Origin of the sequence: Corallococcus sp. Z5C101001, from assembly GCF_007352635.1 — a bacterium.
In the GTDB taxonomy this organism is placed as follows: domain Bacteria; phylum Myxococcota; class Myxococcia; order Myxococcales; family Myxococcaceae; genus Corallococcus; species Corallococcus silvisoli.
This window is the reverse complement of the sequence record NZ_VKLU01000011.1, coordinates 357267-374108: the sequence shown is the minus strand read 5'-3', so window position 1 is coordinate 374108 and position 16842 is coordinate 357267. Positions and strand designations below refer to the sequence as shown.

Below are 16842 nucleotides of genomic sequence, written 5' to 3'. Positions count from 1 at the left end.
GCCTTGATTCGAGACCAGATGGCGGCAGCTCCCAGTCCCTCACGCCTCGCCCATGGAAGGGCTCAGTGAGCCCCTGGCTTCGTCTCCAAAATGTCTCCAAGACGGGAGAGGACTCCGGGTGACAGGTGGGACTGGCGAGGTCTGCCCCGTGGACTCGAAGTGGCCGGATTCACTCACGACTCAGCGAAAGGCGTGCGCCGTCGCGGGTTTAGAGCACCTCGTGTCAGGTCGGATGTCTTCAATGTTTTCAGCCCGGCTTGTTCTTCGGGCGTCTTGCTGCCGTTGACGGAACCTTCAACGGCTCGTTTCATGATAGTCCCGGCGTCAGCGCGAACGCGGGGGAGCGTGGGACCTCCTCGCCCTGGGGACCGAAGCGATGACGCAAGAGCAAGAGCGGGCGAAGCGGACCAACGTGGCGCTGGTGGTGGGCTTCTCCCTGGCGGTCATGCTTCCCGGTGGCTACTTCATCCTGACGCCCTGGCTGGCGCCGCCCGAAGTGCCCGGCAACATCCCCAGCCCGACACTCGCGCGGCTGCTCAACGAGAGCATCGACAACGCGCTGGCGGACATGAATCCAAGGGACGCGCCCGGCCTGATTCCGGAGGCGGCGGCCAACTCCCGGGTGTTCCTGCACGAGGTTTCCGAGGTGGTCGCCCGGTGCAGCATGGGCCGACTGGAGCCCAACCAGAAATACAACAAGCTGGAGTATCACCTGGTCCGTGTGGATGGCGTTCGCTTCAAGCCCATCTATACGGGGACGAGGTGTAGCGAGAAGACGCTCATCTTCCGCGCCACGTTCAAGGAGGGTCGCGTCGATCAGGCCTTCACCGACGGACGTGAGCGTCAGTCCTCCGTCGATGACGTGCGGGGCAGGGTGGCCGAGTTCGGGCAGAAGGTGACCTGGTCGGACTGGGATCACCACCGGGCGCGCTACTTCCCTCCGCCCCCTCCCCCACCGGCCCCGAGGGACGTCGCGAAGGAGTGGGAGTAACGCCCGGCACCTCGGTATGCGGCACGTCCGTGGACGAAGCCGCGCTGCATCTGCTCAAGTGCCTCCGGCGAACCTTCCTGGGAGGAAACGGATGAGCACTTCGTACAAGTCATTGCGCATCGAGAAGGGCGACGGCATCGCCGAGCTGGTGCTCACCGGTCCCGGCAAGGGCAACGCCATGGGCCCCGACTTCTGGCGGGAGATGCCCGAGGCGCTTCGCGCGCTGGACGCCGACGACGAGGTGCGCGTCGTGCTGGTGCGCGGCGAGGGCAGCCACTTCACCTATGGCCTCGACCTGATGGGGATGATGGAGTCCCTGGGGCCGCTGCTCACCGCGGAGAGCAACCTGGCCCTGGAGCGCAGCCGGCTGCTCAAGCTGATTGGGGAGATGCAGCAGGCCACCGAAGGGGTGGCGAGGTGCAAGAAGCCCGTCATCGCCGCGGTGCATGGCTGGTGCATTGGCGGGGGCATGGACCTCATCGCCGCGTGTGACTTCCGGTACTGCTCGCAGGACGCGAAGTTCTCCCTGCGCGAGGTGAAGGTCGGCATCGTCGCGGACCTGGGCGCGCTCCAGCGCCTTCCGCGCATCATCGGCGAGGGGAACACCCGCGAGCTGGCCTACACCGGCGGCGACGTGGACGCCGCTCGCGCGCTGCGCATCGGCCTGGTCAATGAGGTCTTCCCCACGCCCGAGGCCCTGCTCACGGAGGCACGGGCGACGGCGCGGCGCATCGCCGACAATCCGCCGCTCGTCATCCAGGGCGCCAAGCAGGTGATGGAGTACTGCGCGGACAAGTCCATCGCGGATGGGCTTCGCTACGTGGCGGTGTGGAACTCGGCGTTCCTCCAGTCCCATGACCTGACGGAGGCCTTCTCCGCCTTCGCCGAGCGCCGGCCGCCCCACTTCCAGGGCCGCTGACTCAGACGATGTCGAGTCCGTACTGCATCGCGGTCAGGTACTGGAGCATCACGAAGTAGACGCTCGAGGTGGCCTTGTGGCTCGAGGCCCCCTCGTAGGACTTGAGCAGCGCGGTCCGGAGCTTCTTCAACTCCAGCGCGTTCTGCGCCCGGTTGTCCGTGAAGGGATTGCTGAGCTCGCCGACCAAACGCACCGCATCGCCAAAGGAGTCGAACGCGGCGCCGCTCGTGTCGTCCAGGCGGCGGTACCCACCGCTCTCCATCCCCTTGATGACCTCCGACCAGAGCTCCGCCCGGGCCTGGGTCCCCCCGTCCGAGACGCTGCTCACGAGCGCCATCTTCAGGTTCTCCGCGAGCGTACCCGTGGCCCACCCGTGCCGGACGGACGCGCCCCACGCGCCGCAAGGGTTGAACTCGAAGGTGGGCCAGAACCCCGGGTCCGCGCCCAGGCCCATGCGCCGAAAGCTCGCGATGGCCGCGACGAGCCCCCGTCGCACCTCCTCGGGTTCGTGCGAGTCGGGGAAGGCGGCCGTGCACCCCTCCAGGGGAAACTCCGTGCCCAGGTGGACCGCCGTCGTGAGCGGATGCGTCGAAAAGCCCACGACCGAGTTCACCGCCGTCACCCCGGAGAAATCCACCTTCGCGCTGTGGTGCACGGCGTCCTTGGGCGAGAAGTAGTGGAAGATATTCATCGCCCCCACGTGCACGGAGACCTTCGCCGCAGATTCACGGCCCAGGACGATGGGCGGGGCGGAGATGGCATAGCAGGAGATGGGCACCGTCTTCTTGATCCGCTGCATCGCCGCGCTCCGGCTGAGCAGCTCCCCTCCCATCATGTCGATGTATGCGCATTGCGCGAGCGCACCGCCCAGGCTGTGCCCCGTGAAGATGATCTCCTTGAGTCCCCGGTGGTGCAGTGCCTCCAGGAAGGCGCCTTCCAGCGACTCCCGGCAGCTCTCATAGGCATACCAGAACCCGCACGCGAGGCTCGCCCGGCTGAACCGCGGGACCTGGACGGCCTTCAGGTGGTTCATGTCCGTGACCCAGTCCGGGCTCCCCGCGCTCTTGACCAGGGCCTGTGACAGGGCGCGGCCCCCTTTTCCGCTCCGGCTCCCCCGGAAGGTGATGACCATCCGCTGCTTGTCCGGGTCATAGATCGCCGCTCCCATCCAACTGGGCCAGCCCGCCTCCGGGTGCGTCTGGGTCATGCCCGTCTTGCCCTGGAAGTAGCAGCACCGCTTCGAGCCGATCGCGCCGTGGATGTCGAAGCCCCAGATGTCGCTTCCATCCAGGGCCACGCCCTGCACATAGGAGATGGAGCGGTCGAGTTCGCGTGGCTGGAAGAGGATGTAGGGCTCTTCCGCGGAGCCACCGCGATACACGATGCCGTGCGAGGGATTGGGGAGCTGGGTGAGATTGTATTCAATGGGGTCGAACTTGCGGACGTCCTCGTCGCTGTCCATGAGCTTGTGCACATGGGCCATCACGCGGTCTCGCGCGCCCTGCCACTTTCCGGCCCCATGCGCCTCGTAGAATGGGTCCAGCGGGTAGGTGCAGGTCTGGGCGTATGCCTTGTATGCGAAACGGCAGTACTCCAGCATCTCCAGCGCGGTTTCGACATCGGGCATGACGGTTCCTGATTCCAGTTGATAATTATTTGTAATCAAACGGGCTCGCAGGTCCTGAAGTCAAGGCGGCGGTGCGGGGGTGAGATGACCCCAACGTCCTCGGGTGTCGAGCCGCGAGGGATGCTCAGAGTCCTTCCCACCACCATGCGAAGAGGGGACTGCGCCCGGGCAGCTCCGGCGACGGGCGGCTCGGCACCCGGGCCCTTCCGCGTCCTGGCCTCCGCCCTGCGACGTCACGGCGAACTGCCCGCGTCACAGTAGAAGTGGGGCGGTGGCCGGATCATCACCGCTTCGCGAGCCGGACTTCGAGGCCGTCGAGCCAGACGCGCAGGCCCGATTCGAACAGTGCGTCGAAGTCCAGGTCGAAGCCCGTGCGCAGGTCGGCGAGCACCTTCGCGAAGTGCGGGAAGCGCCCTGACGTCGCGAAGCGGAGGAAGACGGACTCGGTCTGCCGCATGAACTCCTCGTCGTTCATGCCCGTCTGCGCGACCGCGTCGGCTTCGGACTCGAGGTTGACCGCGATGCCCTGCACGAACGCGTGGAGCAGCACGTGGACGCTCATCATGTCCTGCGCCGGGAGCCGCGTCTCCAGGAGCGCGCGCATCACCCAGTCCGCGAAGGCGAGCGCACCCGGCTGCGGCTGGGGCCGCGTGAGGTTCACCACGCGCGCGAGCCAGGGGTGCCGCTTGAAGACCCGCCACTCCAGCCGCGCCGCCAGCTCCAACTGCGCGCGCCAGCCCTGCGGAGGCTCCCGTGGCAGCGGCTCCTCCGCGAACGCCGCCTCCGCCATCATCACGAGCAGCACCTCCTTGCTCGCGACGTACCGGTAGAGCGACATCACCGGCAGGCCCAGCTTCGATGCGACTCCACGAATGGAAAGCGCTGGCAGGCCTTCGTCATCCGCCATGGTGATCGCCGCGCGCACGATGCGCTCGCGCGTGGACTCCGCCGTGCCGCGCGCCGCACCGGTCCGGGAGGCGCCCCCAGCGACAACGGTGCCCACACGCGGCAGGGCCTTCACCACGCCCTCCTGCGCGAGCACCCTCATGGCATGCGCCGCCGTCGCGAGCGCGACCTTCCACTGCCGGGCGAGCTCCCGGGTGGACGGCAACCGGTCGCCGGGCTGGAGCGCGCCGGCGCGGACCTGCTTCTTCACGTCCTCGACGATACGCTGGTAGGGGGCCGTTCCCATGAGGCTTGTACTAGTACAGAGCGCGGCGCATCCGCACGCCCTGGCGCACGCGTTCGCTTGAGCTAGAACACCGGGCAACATCGTCGCGGGGCACATTGCGGCGGAGGGTGCGTGCGTACAGCGTACGCATCATGGCACGACCTCACGTCCTCATCGTTGGAGCAGGAATCGCGGGCCCCTCACTCGCCGGGTGGCTCGCGGGGCAGGGCTGGCGGGTCACCGTCGTCGAACGCGCTCACTCGCTGCGCACCGGTGGGCAGGCCGTGGACTTCCGCGGTCCCGTGCACCGGAGCGTGCTCGAGCGCATGGGGTTGTGGGAGGCGATCCACGACCGGCGGACGCGGCTAGGGACGCAGGCCCTCATCGACGCCAAGGGCCGGACACGGGTGGAGCTGCCCCCGCTGATGATGAGCGGCGACGTCGAGCTCCAGCGCGGGGACCTCTGTCAGCTGCTCTTCGAGCGGACGCGAGAGACCGTGGAGTATCGCTTCGGGGACGCCCCGACCTCGCTGCACGAGACCCCTGGCGGCGTGGAGGTCGCGTTCGAACAGCACACCCCGCAGCGCTTCGACCTGGTGGTGGGCGCGGATGGGCTTCGCTCGAACGTGCGCTCGCTGCTCTTCGGCGGGGCCCATGACTGTCTGATGCACCACGGCTACCGCGTCGCTGGCTGCACCCTGCCAAACGTGCTGGGGCTGAGGCAGCGCGGCGTCATCTACAGCGAGCCGGGGCGTGGGGTGAGCGTCACCAGCGCGCGTGACGCGGAGCAGTCCCGCGCGCTGTTTGTCTTCACGGGTGCACCCCTCGGGCCACGCGAACGTTCTCCGACCGCGGCGCGCGAAGCGGTCTCAGCGGCTTTCGCGGGCGCGGGGTGGAAGACGCGGCAGCTCGTGGACGGGCTGCTCGAAGCGGAGGACGTCTACTTCGATGACGTCGGCTCCGTGCGGCTTGAACGGTACTGGCAAGGACGCGTGGTGCTGCTCGGAGACGCGGCGTGGGGTGGCACGCTCGGGGGGCAGGGCACGCCCCTCGCGGTAGTGGGGGCGTATGTGCTCGCGGGAGAGCTCAGCGCGAGCCCGGACGCGCACTCCGCTGCCTTCGCGCGCTTCGAGGCCCGGATGCGGCCCTATGCGACTCCCGCACAGGACGGCGCGAAGCGCGTGGGCGGTTTCTTCGCACCCCGCACGCGGCCTGGGCTGTTCCTGCGCAACCAGTTCTACCGGATGCTCACCGCGAAGCCCCTCGAGCGCGTGTTCGAGAGGCTTGTCACCCATGCAGCCAATGCGTTCGAACTCCCGGAGTATGGCGGTGCCTTCGCCACACCCAGGCCCGATGACGGGAGGCGGATGCCCGCGTAGCCCATTCCACGCTTTCGGGATGGCTCTCGAAGGGTTGGGGCAGTCCCGTCTTCACGGTCCTGCTCGAAGTGAGCCTGGACGTGCCAGTCCAAGGCGATTGAATTCTGGGCAGGCACATCTCCTCCCTGACGCGTCAACGCCTCGTTGAAAGCGGCCCCGGGCACAGCCCCAGTGCGCCGACGGCTTCAGCATCTGCTGCTGCGCCGCATCTGCCATTGCCGCCGACCGCGACGACCTGAATCGAGACTCTTGAGCGGGTCAGCGGTGGGGCGCGAAGCGTGGCTGCCCGCTCACCCCTTGATAGTGCATGGCGGTGGCGTCCGAGGTGTCAAGGCCCGCGCGTCAGAGGAGCGCTTCGCGGGGAGCCCCAGATAGGACATGATTCTCCTCTCCCTCGGTCTTGAAGGAGTTGCCATGCACGCAAAGCGTATCGTTGTTTCCCTGTTCGCGATGTGCAGCCTGTCCCTGGTGGCCTGCGGTGGTGGGGCCGAGTCCGCGGTCGACGTGCCGGAGCGCGACGCGATGACGAGCACGGAGCAGGGCATCGGCATCCCGCCCAACTGCCCGAACAACGACCTCGTCTACTGGTTCGAGGACATCCGCGCCTGTGTCGTGAAGTGCGGCGCCTCGCGCATCCAGGCCACTCCCGCCACGCAGTACGCCGGCTGTCAGTCGAACCTGCCTGCCTCGCGCACGCTCATCAACGTGAACTACTGCATCCCTGGCTGCGACCTGCAGTAGACAGTCTGCCCGTGGGGCCTGGGCCCTGTCTGATGGATGCAGGTGGCGCAAGTAGGGAAGATGCGCGCCACCTGCTTGTCGACTGGTGCGCGGCGTCTCGCGTTCCTCCCTCCCTTCAGGGCGTCCAGGATTGGCTGACAGGGCGCGACTGACCGCTGCCGTGATGCCAGTCCAGCGCATCCGCGCGGGCGGCCCCGTTCGCTGAACCGAGGCTTGGGTTCGACAGCCACGACCCGTCATGCCGCATCGCGGCTGCGTCATCCACCGGGTCCTGTCCTGGCCCCCCATACGCTGGCGCGGAGCAGATGGGCTAGCGTCCCGGGGCATGCGACTCGTCCGCGCCTCCACCTTCCTGCTGTTATTGGGGTTCCTCGCCGCGGGCTGCAAGCGGGACTCCGACCCCAACGCCTCCCCGCCCGCGGCTCCAAGTGAAGTGCCCACGGCCTTCGCGCAGGCCGGACTGGTGGCGCCAGCCACCGCCGCGGGACAGCCCGATACCGGTGAAGTGGACCTCGCGGCGCTGCGTGACTCCGTGGCGGATCCGCAGGTGCTCTCCGAGCAGCAGCTCGCGGCGCTGTCGGGCCACCATGGCCAGGGTTCGGACGCTCTGCGCCATCGCCTGGGTCCCGCGCCGACAAGCGCCGCACCTCGGGCGCGAGGCCACGCCGACGAGGCACCGGGATTGGGTGAATCGGAGGCCCTGGCGCCACGCGACATGGACATGGAGGAGGACGCGGTCGCCGAGCCGCCCGAACCCGCGCCCGCCTCCCCTCCGCGAGCAGAGGCCTTCGCCGAGGGGCCACGAGGCGCGTCCTCGGCTGGGGCCGCTCCGCCTCCCTCGGCCCCCGTCCTCGAGCAGCGACGCCAATCGGTCATCCAGATCATCAAGGGCGGTAGCGGTGGTGTGCGTGGGGTCGGGGCTGGTGGAGGGGGAGCGGCGCCCGCGAAGAAGGAGGCCGAGAAGTCGGACGCCGCGAAGCCAGTGCTTCCTCGCGTGGAGTCCGCGCCGCGCGCCGCCAAGGTGCTGGTGATGAGCGACGACGGCCGCTATCAGCCCCTCAAGGCCCGCGCCATCCGCGTCGTCACGTACATCCAGGGCTCGCGAGCCCGGACGGTGGTGGACCACCTCTTCGAGAACGACACGGGCCGCAGCCTCGAAGGCACGTTCTACTACCCGCTCCCCGGAGGCGCGACGGTGGCTGGCTTCGCGCTGTACTCCGGAGCGGTGACGGTGGATGCGCCGTCGCTCTTCCAGTCGTCGGACCTGCTGCCCCCGCTGGGAGACGACTCGACGGAGTCGGAGCGGCTCGCCGCCTCCGCGCCGCCCGCGCCCCGAGGAGCGAAGCGCTCCTGGGGGGACATCCAGGAAGCCCGCGTCGTCGAGCAGAAGCGCGCCCGGGAGGTGTACGAGGACGTGGTGCGCCGCAAGGTGGACCCCGCGCTGCTGGAGTGGTCGGGCGCATCCTCCTTCAGCGCGCGTGTCTTCCCCCTGCCGCCGAAGTCCCTCAAGCGCGTCGTCATCGCGTATGAGCAGACGCTCCTCTCCGATGGCGAGCGGCTGCGCTACACGTGGCCGCTGCCGCCGGGCGCGGGCCAGGAGGTGCGCATCACCGCGCGCGTCCACGTGGATCCCCGGCAGGCGCCGGAGGTCACGGTGCAGCCGGAGCCGGGCGCGAAGGCGCGCAAGGTGGGCGACTGGCAGGTCTACGACTTCCCGAAGCTCACGGGTGACGGAGCGCTGGCCGTGGCCCTGAAGCCGCGCCACGAGGACGCGGACGTGCTGGTGGGCACGGATGACGCGGGGCTGCCGGGCCACGCCTTCCACGCTCGGGTGCGGCTGCCCGCGAGGCTCACCTCCGGCGAGGAGGGGGCGCCCACGGGCCGCGCGGTGCTGGTGGTGGACACCTCGCTGTCCTCCGAGGACGGCAACGCCTGGGCCATCCAGGCGGCCACGCTGCGCGCGCTGCTGGAGAAGGACCCGACCTTGAAGGAGTACGCGGTGCTCCTCTTCGATGTGCGCCCCCGGTGGCTGCACGGACCGGGCTTCCGCGTGAACGATGCCCGGCACCGGCAGGAGAGCTTCGCGGAGCTGGAGCGCATCTTCCTGGAGGGCGCGTCGCACGTGGATGGCGCGTTGGAGGAGCTCGACCGGGCCGGGCGCGAGTGGCTCAAGCCCGCGGCCCCCGGCGAGCGCGTGACGGCGTTCCTGCTCTCCGACGGCAACATCACCTGGGGCCAGAGCAGCGTGGACGCGCTCCTGTCCCGGCACCCGTGCGTGGAGTCGCTGCGTTGGGTGACGTACCGGTTCGGCGAGGCGGCGGTGAACACGGAGCTCTTCGATGCGCTGGCGCGCTCCAGTGGCGGGCGCGGGGTGAGCGTCCTGTCCGCCGCGGACGTGGACGCGGCGGCGAAGGCGCACCGCGCGGCGTCGGTGGTGCTGGCGAAGGTGTCCGTGGTGGGCGCGGACGTGAAGGACCTGGTGGTGGCGGGCAGGCCGCGCCTCGTCTTCCCCGGTCAGGAGCTGCAGGTGGCGGGGCGGCTGACGGGGAAGGGCGCGGCGCAGTTGGAGGTCGTGACCCAGGCGGGCACCGGCCCCGAGCGCACGCTGCGCATCCCGCTGCCGCTCGATGAGAACAGCGCGTTCGCGCCCCGAGCGTGGGCGGAGCTGTTCGTGTCGCGGCTGGTGTCCCTGGATGACGAGCGGCTGGACCGGATGGTGGTGGCGCTCAGCCAGCACTACCGGCTGGCCAACTCCCGCGCGTCCATGCTCGTGCTGGAGTCCGAGGGCGACTACACGCGCTACGCGGTCCGCGACGAGCAGGTGGACCTGTCGAACCTGGAGTCGCTGCGGCGCCAGGAGGAGGACCAGCGCCGGGACAAGCTCCTGGGCATCGCGCTGGACGACGTGCCGGCCTCCGGCCGCGCGGTCGTGGCCCGGCTGAAGGAGGCGAAGCTCCCCGCGCCCCTGCGCCGCCAGCCGCTGCGGGACGAGCCCTACGCGGGGGGAGAGGAGCGGCTTCAGGCGGAGCTGCTCTACCGCAAGGCTCGGCGGGAGAACCGGGACGACGTGATGATCTACGAGGCGGTCGCCCGCAGGCGCGCGTTCGCTGGAGACACCTGGGGCGCGGTGCGGGCCCTGTCGTCGCCGGTGGAGCTGCGCCCGCAGGACGCGGAGGCCCTGCGGCTGGTGGGGTACGGCCTGCTGGCCCTGGGGCAGTATCCGGCGGCGGCGGAGCTCTTCGAACACGTGCGTCTGCGCCGTCCCTTCGAGCCACAGGCCTACCTGGAGGAGGCCCTGGCGCTGGATGCCTCCGGGCGCTACTCGGAGGCGGCGCGGAACTACGAGATCGTGCTGGCGCGTCCCTGGAAGCGGCATGGGAGCGAGGTCCGGGTCGTGGCCGCCGTCCACTACGCGCGGATGCTTGCGGGCCTGGAGCGGCAATCCCAGCTCAAGGACGTGGCGGGCGTGCTGTACTCGCGCCGCGAGGAGCTGCCGGGGCCGGACGGGTGGGCGACGCTCGGGAAGCCGCAGCCCATCGACTATCAGCTCACCACGCACTGGAACTCGGACAACACGGACATCGACCTGTGGGTCTTCGAGCCAGACGGGGAGAAGTGCTTCTACCAGCACAAGGAGACGCGGCTGGGGGGCCGGCTGTACTGGGACATCACGGATGGCCTGGGGCCGGAGCTGTACCACGCGAAGAAGGCGGCGCCGGGGCCGTACCACGTGGTGGTGCACTACTACGGCAACCACTCGGCCAGGGACGTGGTGCCCACCGCGCTGCTGCTGGTGAGCGACCGGGGCGTCTTCACGGCCGAGGACCTGGGCCAGCGCCGCTTCCAGGTGCGCATCCTGCCCAAGAGCGACGCGCGGCTGTTGTTGCGGCGCGAGGTGCTGGTGGCGGGGAAGGAAAGCGTCGCGGTGCCCTCCACGCCTTGATGGCCGGGGGGCGGTTCGGTCGTAGGATGCGCGCCCGATGTCGCTCCCCCTCGTTCACATCTACTGCGATGGCGCCTGCTCGCCGAACCCCGGCCTGGGCGGCTGGGGCGCCATCCTCATCGCCCCCGACCGCAAGGCGTACCGCAAGGAGCTCCAGGGCTCGGAGGCGGACTCCACCAACAACCGGATGGAGCTGACCGCGGCGTTGGTGGCGCTGAAGGCCCTGAAGATGCCGTGCCGCGTCCAGGTGTTCACCGACTCGAAGTACGTCTGCAATGCCTTCGAGGCGAAGTGGCTGGACAAGTGGCAGAGCAACGGCTGGCGCACGTCGGACAAGAAGGCCGTGTCGAACGCGGACCTGTGGCGCGAGCTGCTGGAGGCGGTCCGCGTCCACGAGGTGTCCTGGCACTGGGTGCGCGGCCACTCGGACGACGTGGAGAACAACCGCGCGGACAGCCTGGCCGTGGCCGCACGGCTCGAGCTGGCGGCTCGGCTGGGGCGGTGAGGCCGCAGGCCCCGGTGTGGGCCCGAGCACCGGGACTGGAGGGCGGGTTGACTCAATTCCTTTCGCCTCTCAGGCTGTCTGTCCATGCAATCCCTGGCACCTTGGATGGGCATCTTGTCCTGGCTGTGGGCCGCCGCTGTCGCGGCGCATCCGACCCCGCCCGCCATCTGGGCGGAGAGCGCGATGGTGAAGGTGCGCCCGGAGACCCCGCCCCGCTTCCAGCCGGAGCTGGAGCTGACGGCCGCGCGCAACGAGTTCGCCTCCTTCCAGGTGGTCCTGCACGGAGGCTCGGCGGGACTGCGGAGCGTGAGCGCGTCGCCGCCGGGCTTCGAGGGGAGGCGGGCGCGCATCCACGGAGAGGACGTCCTGCTCTACCGGGAGGCGCTGCTGGACATCACCACCCCCACGCCTCCTGGCACGGCCGGACGCTGGCCGGACGGCCTGGTGCCAGACGTGGACGAGGTGGTGGGGGAGAAGCGACTGGCGTTTCCCTTCGATGTCCCAGCCGGTGAGTCCCGGGCCCTCTGGGTGGACGTGCACGTGCCGGCGCACGCTCCCCCGGGACGCTATTCCGGTGGGGTGCGCTTGAAGGGCGCGGGGTTCGTCGCGAGCGTGACGGTGCACCTCCAGGTGGTGGACGCGGTGCTGCCGAGCACGTCCTCCCTGCGCAGCGCCTTCCTGCTCTGGCCTCCGCATGTGTGCCGTGCCTTCACCGGGGATCCGCTGTGTCCCGTGGAGACCCAGGTCCGGCTGTTGAAGCGGTTCCATCGGATGGCGCTGGAGCACCGCATCACGCTGGCGAGCGGCTTTCCCCGGCAGGTGGATCAACCCACCTGGGACCTGCCGGACTACGACACCTTCGCGTCGCGCTGGGGGCCCTTCCTCGCGGGCCGTGCTCCCAACCGGCTGTCCGGCGCCCGCATGACGGCCATGCAGTACCTGGGGCCGGGCAACGGCGCGTCGCTCGCGGAGTTCCAATCCCAGGCGGAGGCCCGTGGGTGGCTCTCGCGCGCCTTCGACTACGTGGGGGACGAGCCGCCCTATGGCACCTCTTGGGCGGAGGCGACCGCCCGCGCGGGCCTGACCCGCACCGTGGCGCCGCGCCTGCGCACGCTGCTCACCACCACCGTCACGGAGCTGGAGAACCACGGGCTCCTGGAGGACATCGACCTGGACACCGTGCTGGTGAACTTCATCGACGGGACGCTGCCCCCCTACGTGGGCAACCAGCGCCCCAAGTACGACGACTTCCTCTCACGCCCCGGTCGTGAGCTGTGGCTGTACCAGAGCTGCGCGAGCCACGGCTGCGTCCCCGGCGAGCCCCCTCTCCCGGAGAACACGCCGGGGCAGGGCTGGCCCTCGTACATGGTGGACCGCTCCGCGGCGAAGGCGCGAGGCATGCAATGGCTGGACTTCGTCGAGGGCGCGCGCGGCGAGCTGTACTACCAGACGGTGGGGCTGCTCTCGACGGCGTGGACGACCCAGTTCCGCTTCAATGGCAACGGCGATGGCACGCTCTTCTACCCGGGGCTCCCGTCCATCATCGGCGGCACCACGGAGGTGCCCCTGCCCTCCCTGCGCATGAAGCTCATCCGGCTGGGCATGCAGGACTACGAATGGCTGAAGCTGGTGAGCGACGCGGGAGACCCGGGCTACGCGCGCGCCGTGGCCCGGCAGCTCATCCCGCATGCCTGGGCCGTCCCGGATGACGGCGCGGCGTTCGACAGGGCCCGGCTGCTGCTCATCCGGCGCTACCAGCAGCTGCGGCCGGAGTGCGCCGGGCCCTGAGCCCCCTGAAGGTCAGGGCAGCAGGCAGCGCAGCTCGACGTGGTAGAAGTCAGACGGCACGTACGGGTCCCAGGTCTGCCGCACGAAGTAGATGCCCTTTCCGTCGGGGCTCAGCGTGGGGTGGAACTCGTCCTTCTCCGTGTTCACCCCCGGCCCCAGGTTGATGGCCTTGAGCCACCGCCCGCCGAGCTTGACGCTCGCGTACAGGTCGCCCAGGCCGTAGCCCTCCTCGCGGTTGAGCGAGGCGAAGATGAGGAGCCGGCCATCCGGGGAGATCTGCGAGTTGTACTCCCAGTAGTCCGTGCTGTTCACCCCGACGCCCAGCCGCTCCGCGGGAGCGAAGCCCGTGCCGCGCGGCTCCGCGCTGTAGATGTCGAAGTCCGAGTCGAAGGTGCCGCTGGCGAAGTAGAGCGTCCCGTCATTCGTCACGCTCGCGAAGAGCTCCTGGCGGTCCGAGTTGACTTGGGGGCCCAGGTGCTCGGGCTCGCCCCACTCTCCGCTCGCGGTGCGGCGGACGACCCAGAGGTCGGTGTCCTCGCGGGGCACGCCATTCACGGGACGGGCGGAGGAGAAGTAGAGCGAGCGGCCATCCGGAGCGAGGAAGGGGTCCGAGTCCGCGTACGTGCCGGAGAACGACGCCACCACGCCCGGGGTGAAGTGTCCGTTCACCCGGTGCGACACGTAGATGATCTGCGTGGGGGGCTCCGCCGTGTCCACGTGGTAGTACGCCGTCTGTCCATCCGCGGAGAAGGTGATCCGGTACTCCGAGCGCTCCGGCAGGGAGATCTCCCCGGGCGCGAAGAGCGTCCCGCCCGGCGTGCAGTGCGAACCTCCCGCCGCTCCAGCGGGATCCAGGCCCCGGGCGGCCAGCTCCTCCATCACCAGGGCTTCGTCCGACTTGGGCTCCGGCTTCTGTTCCGGCTCGGTCCCGCCGCACGCCAGCGCCACGGACGATACGGCGAGCATCAGGCTCAGGGACCACGACGTCTTCGGCATGAAGCGATGCATGCGATGTCTCCTCGGTTGAGGAGGCGACGGTCGCCTGACTTCGCTCGGGGGACGACGGCGTTGTGACGAACGGTGGAGGTCCAGGGACGAGCCGTGGAGGCCGGAGTCCGGACGTGGCTCAGGACGGCAGGTCGAGCACCCGCTGGAGCCGTGCGCGGTAGCTCCGGCCCGACGTCAACCGGGTGCCGTTGCGCAGCGTGAGGACGTATTCGCCGGGAGGCAGGGGCTCCACCTCCTCGACGCGGTCGATCCGGAGGATGAGCGAGCGGTGCGCGCGCACGAAGGCCTTGGGGTCCAGCTTCGCCTCCAGCGCGTTCATCGTCTCCCGGACCAGGTAGGACTCCTTGCCCAGGTGCACGGAGACATAGTTGCCCTCGGCCTCCAGGTAGTCGATGTCCTCGACGCGCAGGAACTTCATGCGCCAGCCCACCTTGGTCACCAGCCGCGTCAGGTAGGGCTCGGAGGGTGGTGACCGCCGGAGCGACAGCGAGTCCAGCCGCTCCAGGAGCTCCGAATCGAGCTCCGTCGCGCCGGTGCGGCGGCGCGCCCTCACCCGCGTGAGGCTGAGGCGGAAACGCTCTCGGTCGAAGGGCTTGAGCAGGTAGTCGAGCGCGTTGGCCTCGAACGCCTGGACCGCGAAGTCGCGGTGGGCGGTCACGAAGATGACCGCCGGTTGGTGCTCGGGGGACACCGCGCGGAGCACGCCGAAGCCGTTGGGCTCGGGCATCTCCACATCCAGCAGGACGAGGTCCGGGCGCTCCCGGAGGATCGCCGCGATGGCCTCGCCGCCGTCGCGGCACTCGCCGATGACGGACATGTCGGCTTCGTCGGCCAGGACATCCTTGAGGCGTTCGCGGGCGAGCGGTTCGTCGTCGACGATGAGCACGCGGATGGGGGGGCTCACGCCGCGGACTCCAGCCGCAAGGGGATGGCGAGCGTCACGCAGGCGCCTCCTTCCGGTGCGCCTCGCAGCTCCATCCGCTGGTTGGCGCCGTAGAGCTGGAGCAGGCGCTCCCGGGTGATCCACAGCCCCTTGCCGCTCCCAGGTCCACCTGGGGCCGTGTCCGCGCCGGGCCGCAGCCCGACGCCGTCGTCACGCACCTCCAGGTGCAGCTCGGAGCCCGAGCGCCGGGCGACGACGGTCACCGTGCCGGGGGTCGAGCGCGGCGCGATGCCATGCTGGATGGCGTTCTCCACCAGGGGTTGGAGCACGAGGTGGGGTACCTGCGCCCCGAGCACGTCCTGCTCGATCTCGTGCCGCACCCGAAGGCGGTCGGTGAAGCGCACCCCCTGGATGTCCAGGTAGAGCTGGAGGGTGCGCAGCTCTTCTTGAAGCGACACTTCCTCCCGGGCCGCCGCGTCGAGCGTGCCGCGCAGCAGGTCGCTCAGGCGGGCGATCATCCGTTCGCTGCCGCCTGGATCCCGGTGCACGAGGGCGGAGATGGAGTGCAGCGTGTTGAAGAGGAAGTGCGGATGGAGCTGTGCCTTGAGGACGTGCAGCTGCGCGCGCGCGAGCTGGGTGTCCCTCAGCCGGAGCTGCTCGGCGAAGTAGACGGCATGCGCCACTCCCAGGAGCGTCAGGTAGATGAAGGGGTTGTAGACCAGCGCGTGCTTGAGCACCGCGCCGTACGCGGGCGGGGTGGCATACCAACCGACCCACGGATCCAGCGCATAGATGAGCGTGGCGCGGATGAGCGAGACGGCGAGTGCACCGGCCACGTGCAGGGCGACGCGTGAGCGCCAGCGTCGCCGCTCGAGCGGGTAGCGCAGGCTGAAGTGCAGGATGGCGAGGGTGATGGGCACCCACAGCACGTGGGAGATGCCCTCGGTGAGCAGGGCATGGCGCCACGTCACCTCGCGGACGGAGTGGGCCTCGCTGGCGGCGGCCAGGCCCTGCACCGTCCAGTAGGCGAAGGCCGCCACCCACCACTTCCACCATGCCGCACGCACCATGGCCTCAGCGTATACGTCAACTCCCTGGCGCGGCGGAGGCTCGTGGACGAAGACGAATGAGCCAGGGGGCTCGGCTGGTAGCTTGGGCGCCTCATGGGAAACGCATTCAGCTTCTTCCGCCTGCCCGTGGCGCTCCTGGAGCGTCCGGCGTTCCTGCTCCCCGCGCTCAAGGAAGCGCAGGAGCCCGAGCCGGAATGTGAGCCCATGCGAGGCGAGGATTCGGGCCGCTATCTCGAGCGGATCCTCATCGACCCAGGCCAGGAGTGGGTGGCCCCCGAGTACCTGCGGGAGCTGGGGGCCCGGATGATCTTCCACGCCGATTCCGTCGGCGGGTTCTTCGCGTGGCTCGGAGCCATCCTCCATGCGTATGGAGATACCAACCTGCTCGGGTTCCTGTGGGAGGTGCCCTCGCGCGCGGATGTCGTGGCGCATCTCGAGCGCCTCCCGGAGCGCGCGAAGCGGCTCGGCCGTGCGCACACCGCGTACTGCCTGACGCCCTCGGAGGTGCGCGCGCTGGCGGCGGCGCTGAAGGCCGCGAAGGAGGATGGCTTCAAGCAGCTCCCTGCGCACCTTCGCATGGAGGAGGTGGGGCTGTACGAGAGCCTGAGCACGCCCGCTCCGGACGCAGGGGACGTCGACCTCTGGCTGTTCTCGGGAGGGGACGGGGGAGAGCTGAGCCTCGACGACCTGCCGGAACAGCGTGGGACTCCCGTCATCCCGCGGCGCCGCTCGTTCCTGGACCGGCTGCTCTTCCGCCCGTAGGCGAAGGAGTTCCCGGAGGAACAGACCCGAGGACAGGCGGCCCGGAGTGGAGCGC

The 16842-nt window shown here is 69.7% G+C and carries 13 protein-coding genes; 8 read left to right on the top strand and 5 right to left on the bottom strand.

Going from position 1 to position 16842, the window contains the following annotated elements; all coding sequences use genetic code 11:
• Positions 1-376: 376 nt before the first annotated feature.
• Positions 377-991: a hypothetical protein gene (locus tag FOF48_RS25600; RefSeq protein WP_255442652.1), complete on the top strand. Its 615-nt coding sequence runs from the start codon at positions 377-379 to the stop codon at positions 989-991.
• A 91-nt stretch (positions 992-1082) separates the two neighbouring features.
• Positions 1083-1910 (top strand): crotonase/enoyl-CoA hydratase family protein, encoded by an 828-nt coding sequence (locus tag FOF48_RS25595; protein ID WP_143905542.1) that lies wholly within the window; start codon positions 1083-1085, stop codon positions 1908-1910.
• Between the two features lies 1 nt (position 1911).
• On the opposite strand, the gene FOF48_RS25590 is transcribed toward FOF48_RS25595, so the two are convergent.
• Both FOF48_RS25590 and FOF48_RS25585 read right to left on the bottom strand, forming a co-directional pair.
• Complete coding sequence (locus FOF48_RS25590; protein WP_143905540.1) at positions 1912-3537, bottom strand: hypothetical protein; 1626 nt, start codon at positions 3535-3537, stop codon at positions 1912-1914.
• A gap of 283 nt (positions 3538-3820) precedes the next feature.
• Positions 3821-4729 carry a TetR/AcrR family transcriptional regulator C-terminal domain-containing protein gene (locus tag FOF48_RS25585; protein ID WP_143905539.1) on the bottom strand — a complete coding sequence of 303 codons (909 nt, stop codon included), beginning with the start codon at positions 4727-4729 and terminating at the stop codon, positions 3821-3823.
• A gap of 131 nt (positions 4730-4860) precedes the next feature.
• Between FOF48_RS25585 and FOF48_RS25580 the strand changes: the two genes are divergently transcribed.
• From FOF48_RS25580 to FOF48_RS25560, 5 genes are all read left to right on the top strand, one after another.
• Positions 4861-6087 (top strand): FAD-dependent monooxygenase, encoded by a 1227-nt coding sequence (locus FOF48_RS25580; protein ID WP_143905537.1) that lies wholly within the window; start codon positions 4861-4863, stop codon positions 6085-6087.
• 414 nt (positions 6088-6501) lie between these two features.
• Positions 6502-6828, top strand: coding sequence for a hypothetical protein (locus FOF48_RS25575; RefSeq protein WP_143905535.1), 327 nt, complete (start codon positions 6502-6504; stop codon positions 6826-6828).
• 325 nt (positions 6829-7153) lie between these two features.
• Positions 7154-10771 carry a VIT domain-containing protein gene (locus FOF48_RS25570; protein ID WP_143905532.1) on the top strand — a complete coding sequence of 1206 codons (3618 nt, stop codon included), beginning with the start codon at positions 7154-7156 and terminating at the stop codon, positions 10769-10771.
• Positions 10772-10808: 37 nt separating this feature from the next.
• Complete coding sequence (rnhA, locus tag FOF48_RS25565) at positions 10809-11276, top strand: ribonuclease HI (protein ID WP_143905530.1); 468 nt, start codon at positions 10809-10811, stop codon at positions 11274-11276.
• Positions 11277-11381: 105 nt separating this feature from the next.
• Positions 11382-13064, top strand: a complete 1683-nt coding sequence (locus FOF48_RS25560; RefSeq protein ID WP_255442651.1) for a glycoside hydrolase domain-containing protein — start codon at positions 11382-11384, stop codon at positions 13062-13064.
• Positions 13065-13076: 12 nt separating this feature from the next.
• Here FOF48_RS25560 and FOF48_RS25555 read toward each other — a convergent pair whose 3' ends face one another.
• From FOF48_RS25555 to FOF48_RS25545, 3 genes are all read right to left on the bottom strand, one after another.
• Positions 13077-14072, bottom strand: a complete 996-nt coding sequence (locus tag FOF48_RS25555; RefSeq protein WP_143905526.1) for a PD40 domain-containing protein — start codon at positions 14070-14072, stop codon at positions 13077-13079.
• A 118-nt stretch (positions 14073-14190) separates the two neighbouring features.
• Complete coding sequence (locus tag FOF48_RS25550) at positions 14191-14976, bottom strand: LytTR family DNA-binding domain-containing protein (protein ID WP_143905524.1); 786 nt, start codon at positions 14974-14976, stop codon at positions 14191-14193.
• Positions 14973-16025, bottom strand: coding sequence for a sensor histidine kinase (locus tag FOF48_RS25545; protein ID WP_143905522.1), 1053 nt, complete (start codon positions 16023-16025; stop codon positions 14973-14975). Before FOF48_RS25545 ends, FOF48_RS25550 begins: the two co-directional genes overlap by 4 nt.
• Before the next feature lie 93 nt (positions 16026-16118).
• Between FOF48_RS25545 and FOF48_RS25540 the strand changes: the two genes are divergently transcribed.
• The gene (locus FOF48_RS25540; RefSeq protein WP_143905520.1) at positions 16119-16787 is read left to right on the top strand and encodes a hypothetical protein; all 669 of its coding nucleotides are present in this window, start codon (positions 16119-16121) and stop codon (positions 16785-16787) included.
• Positions 16788-16842 lie beyond the last annotated feature (55 nt).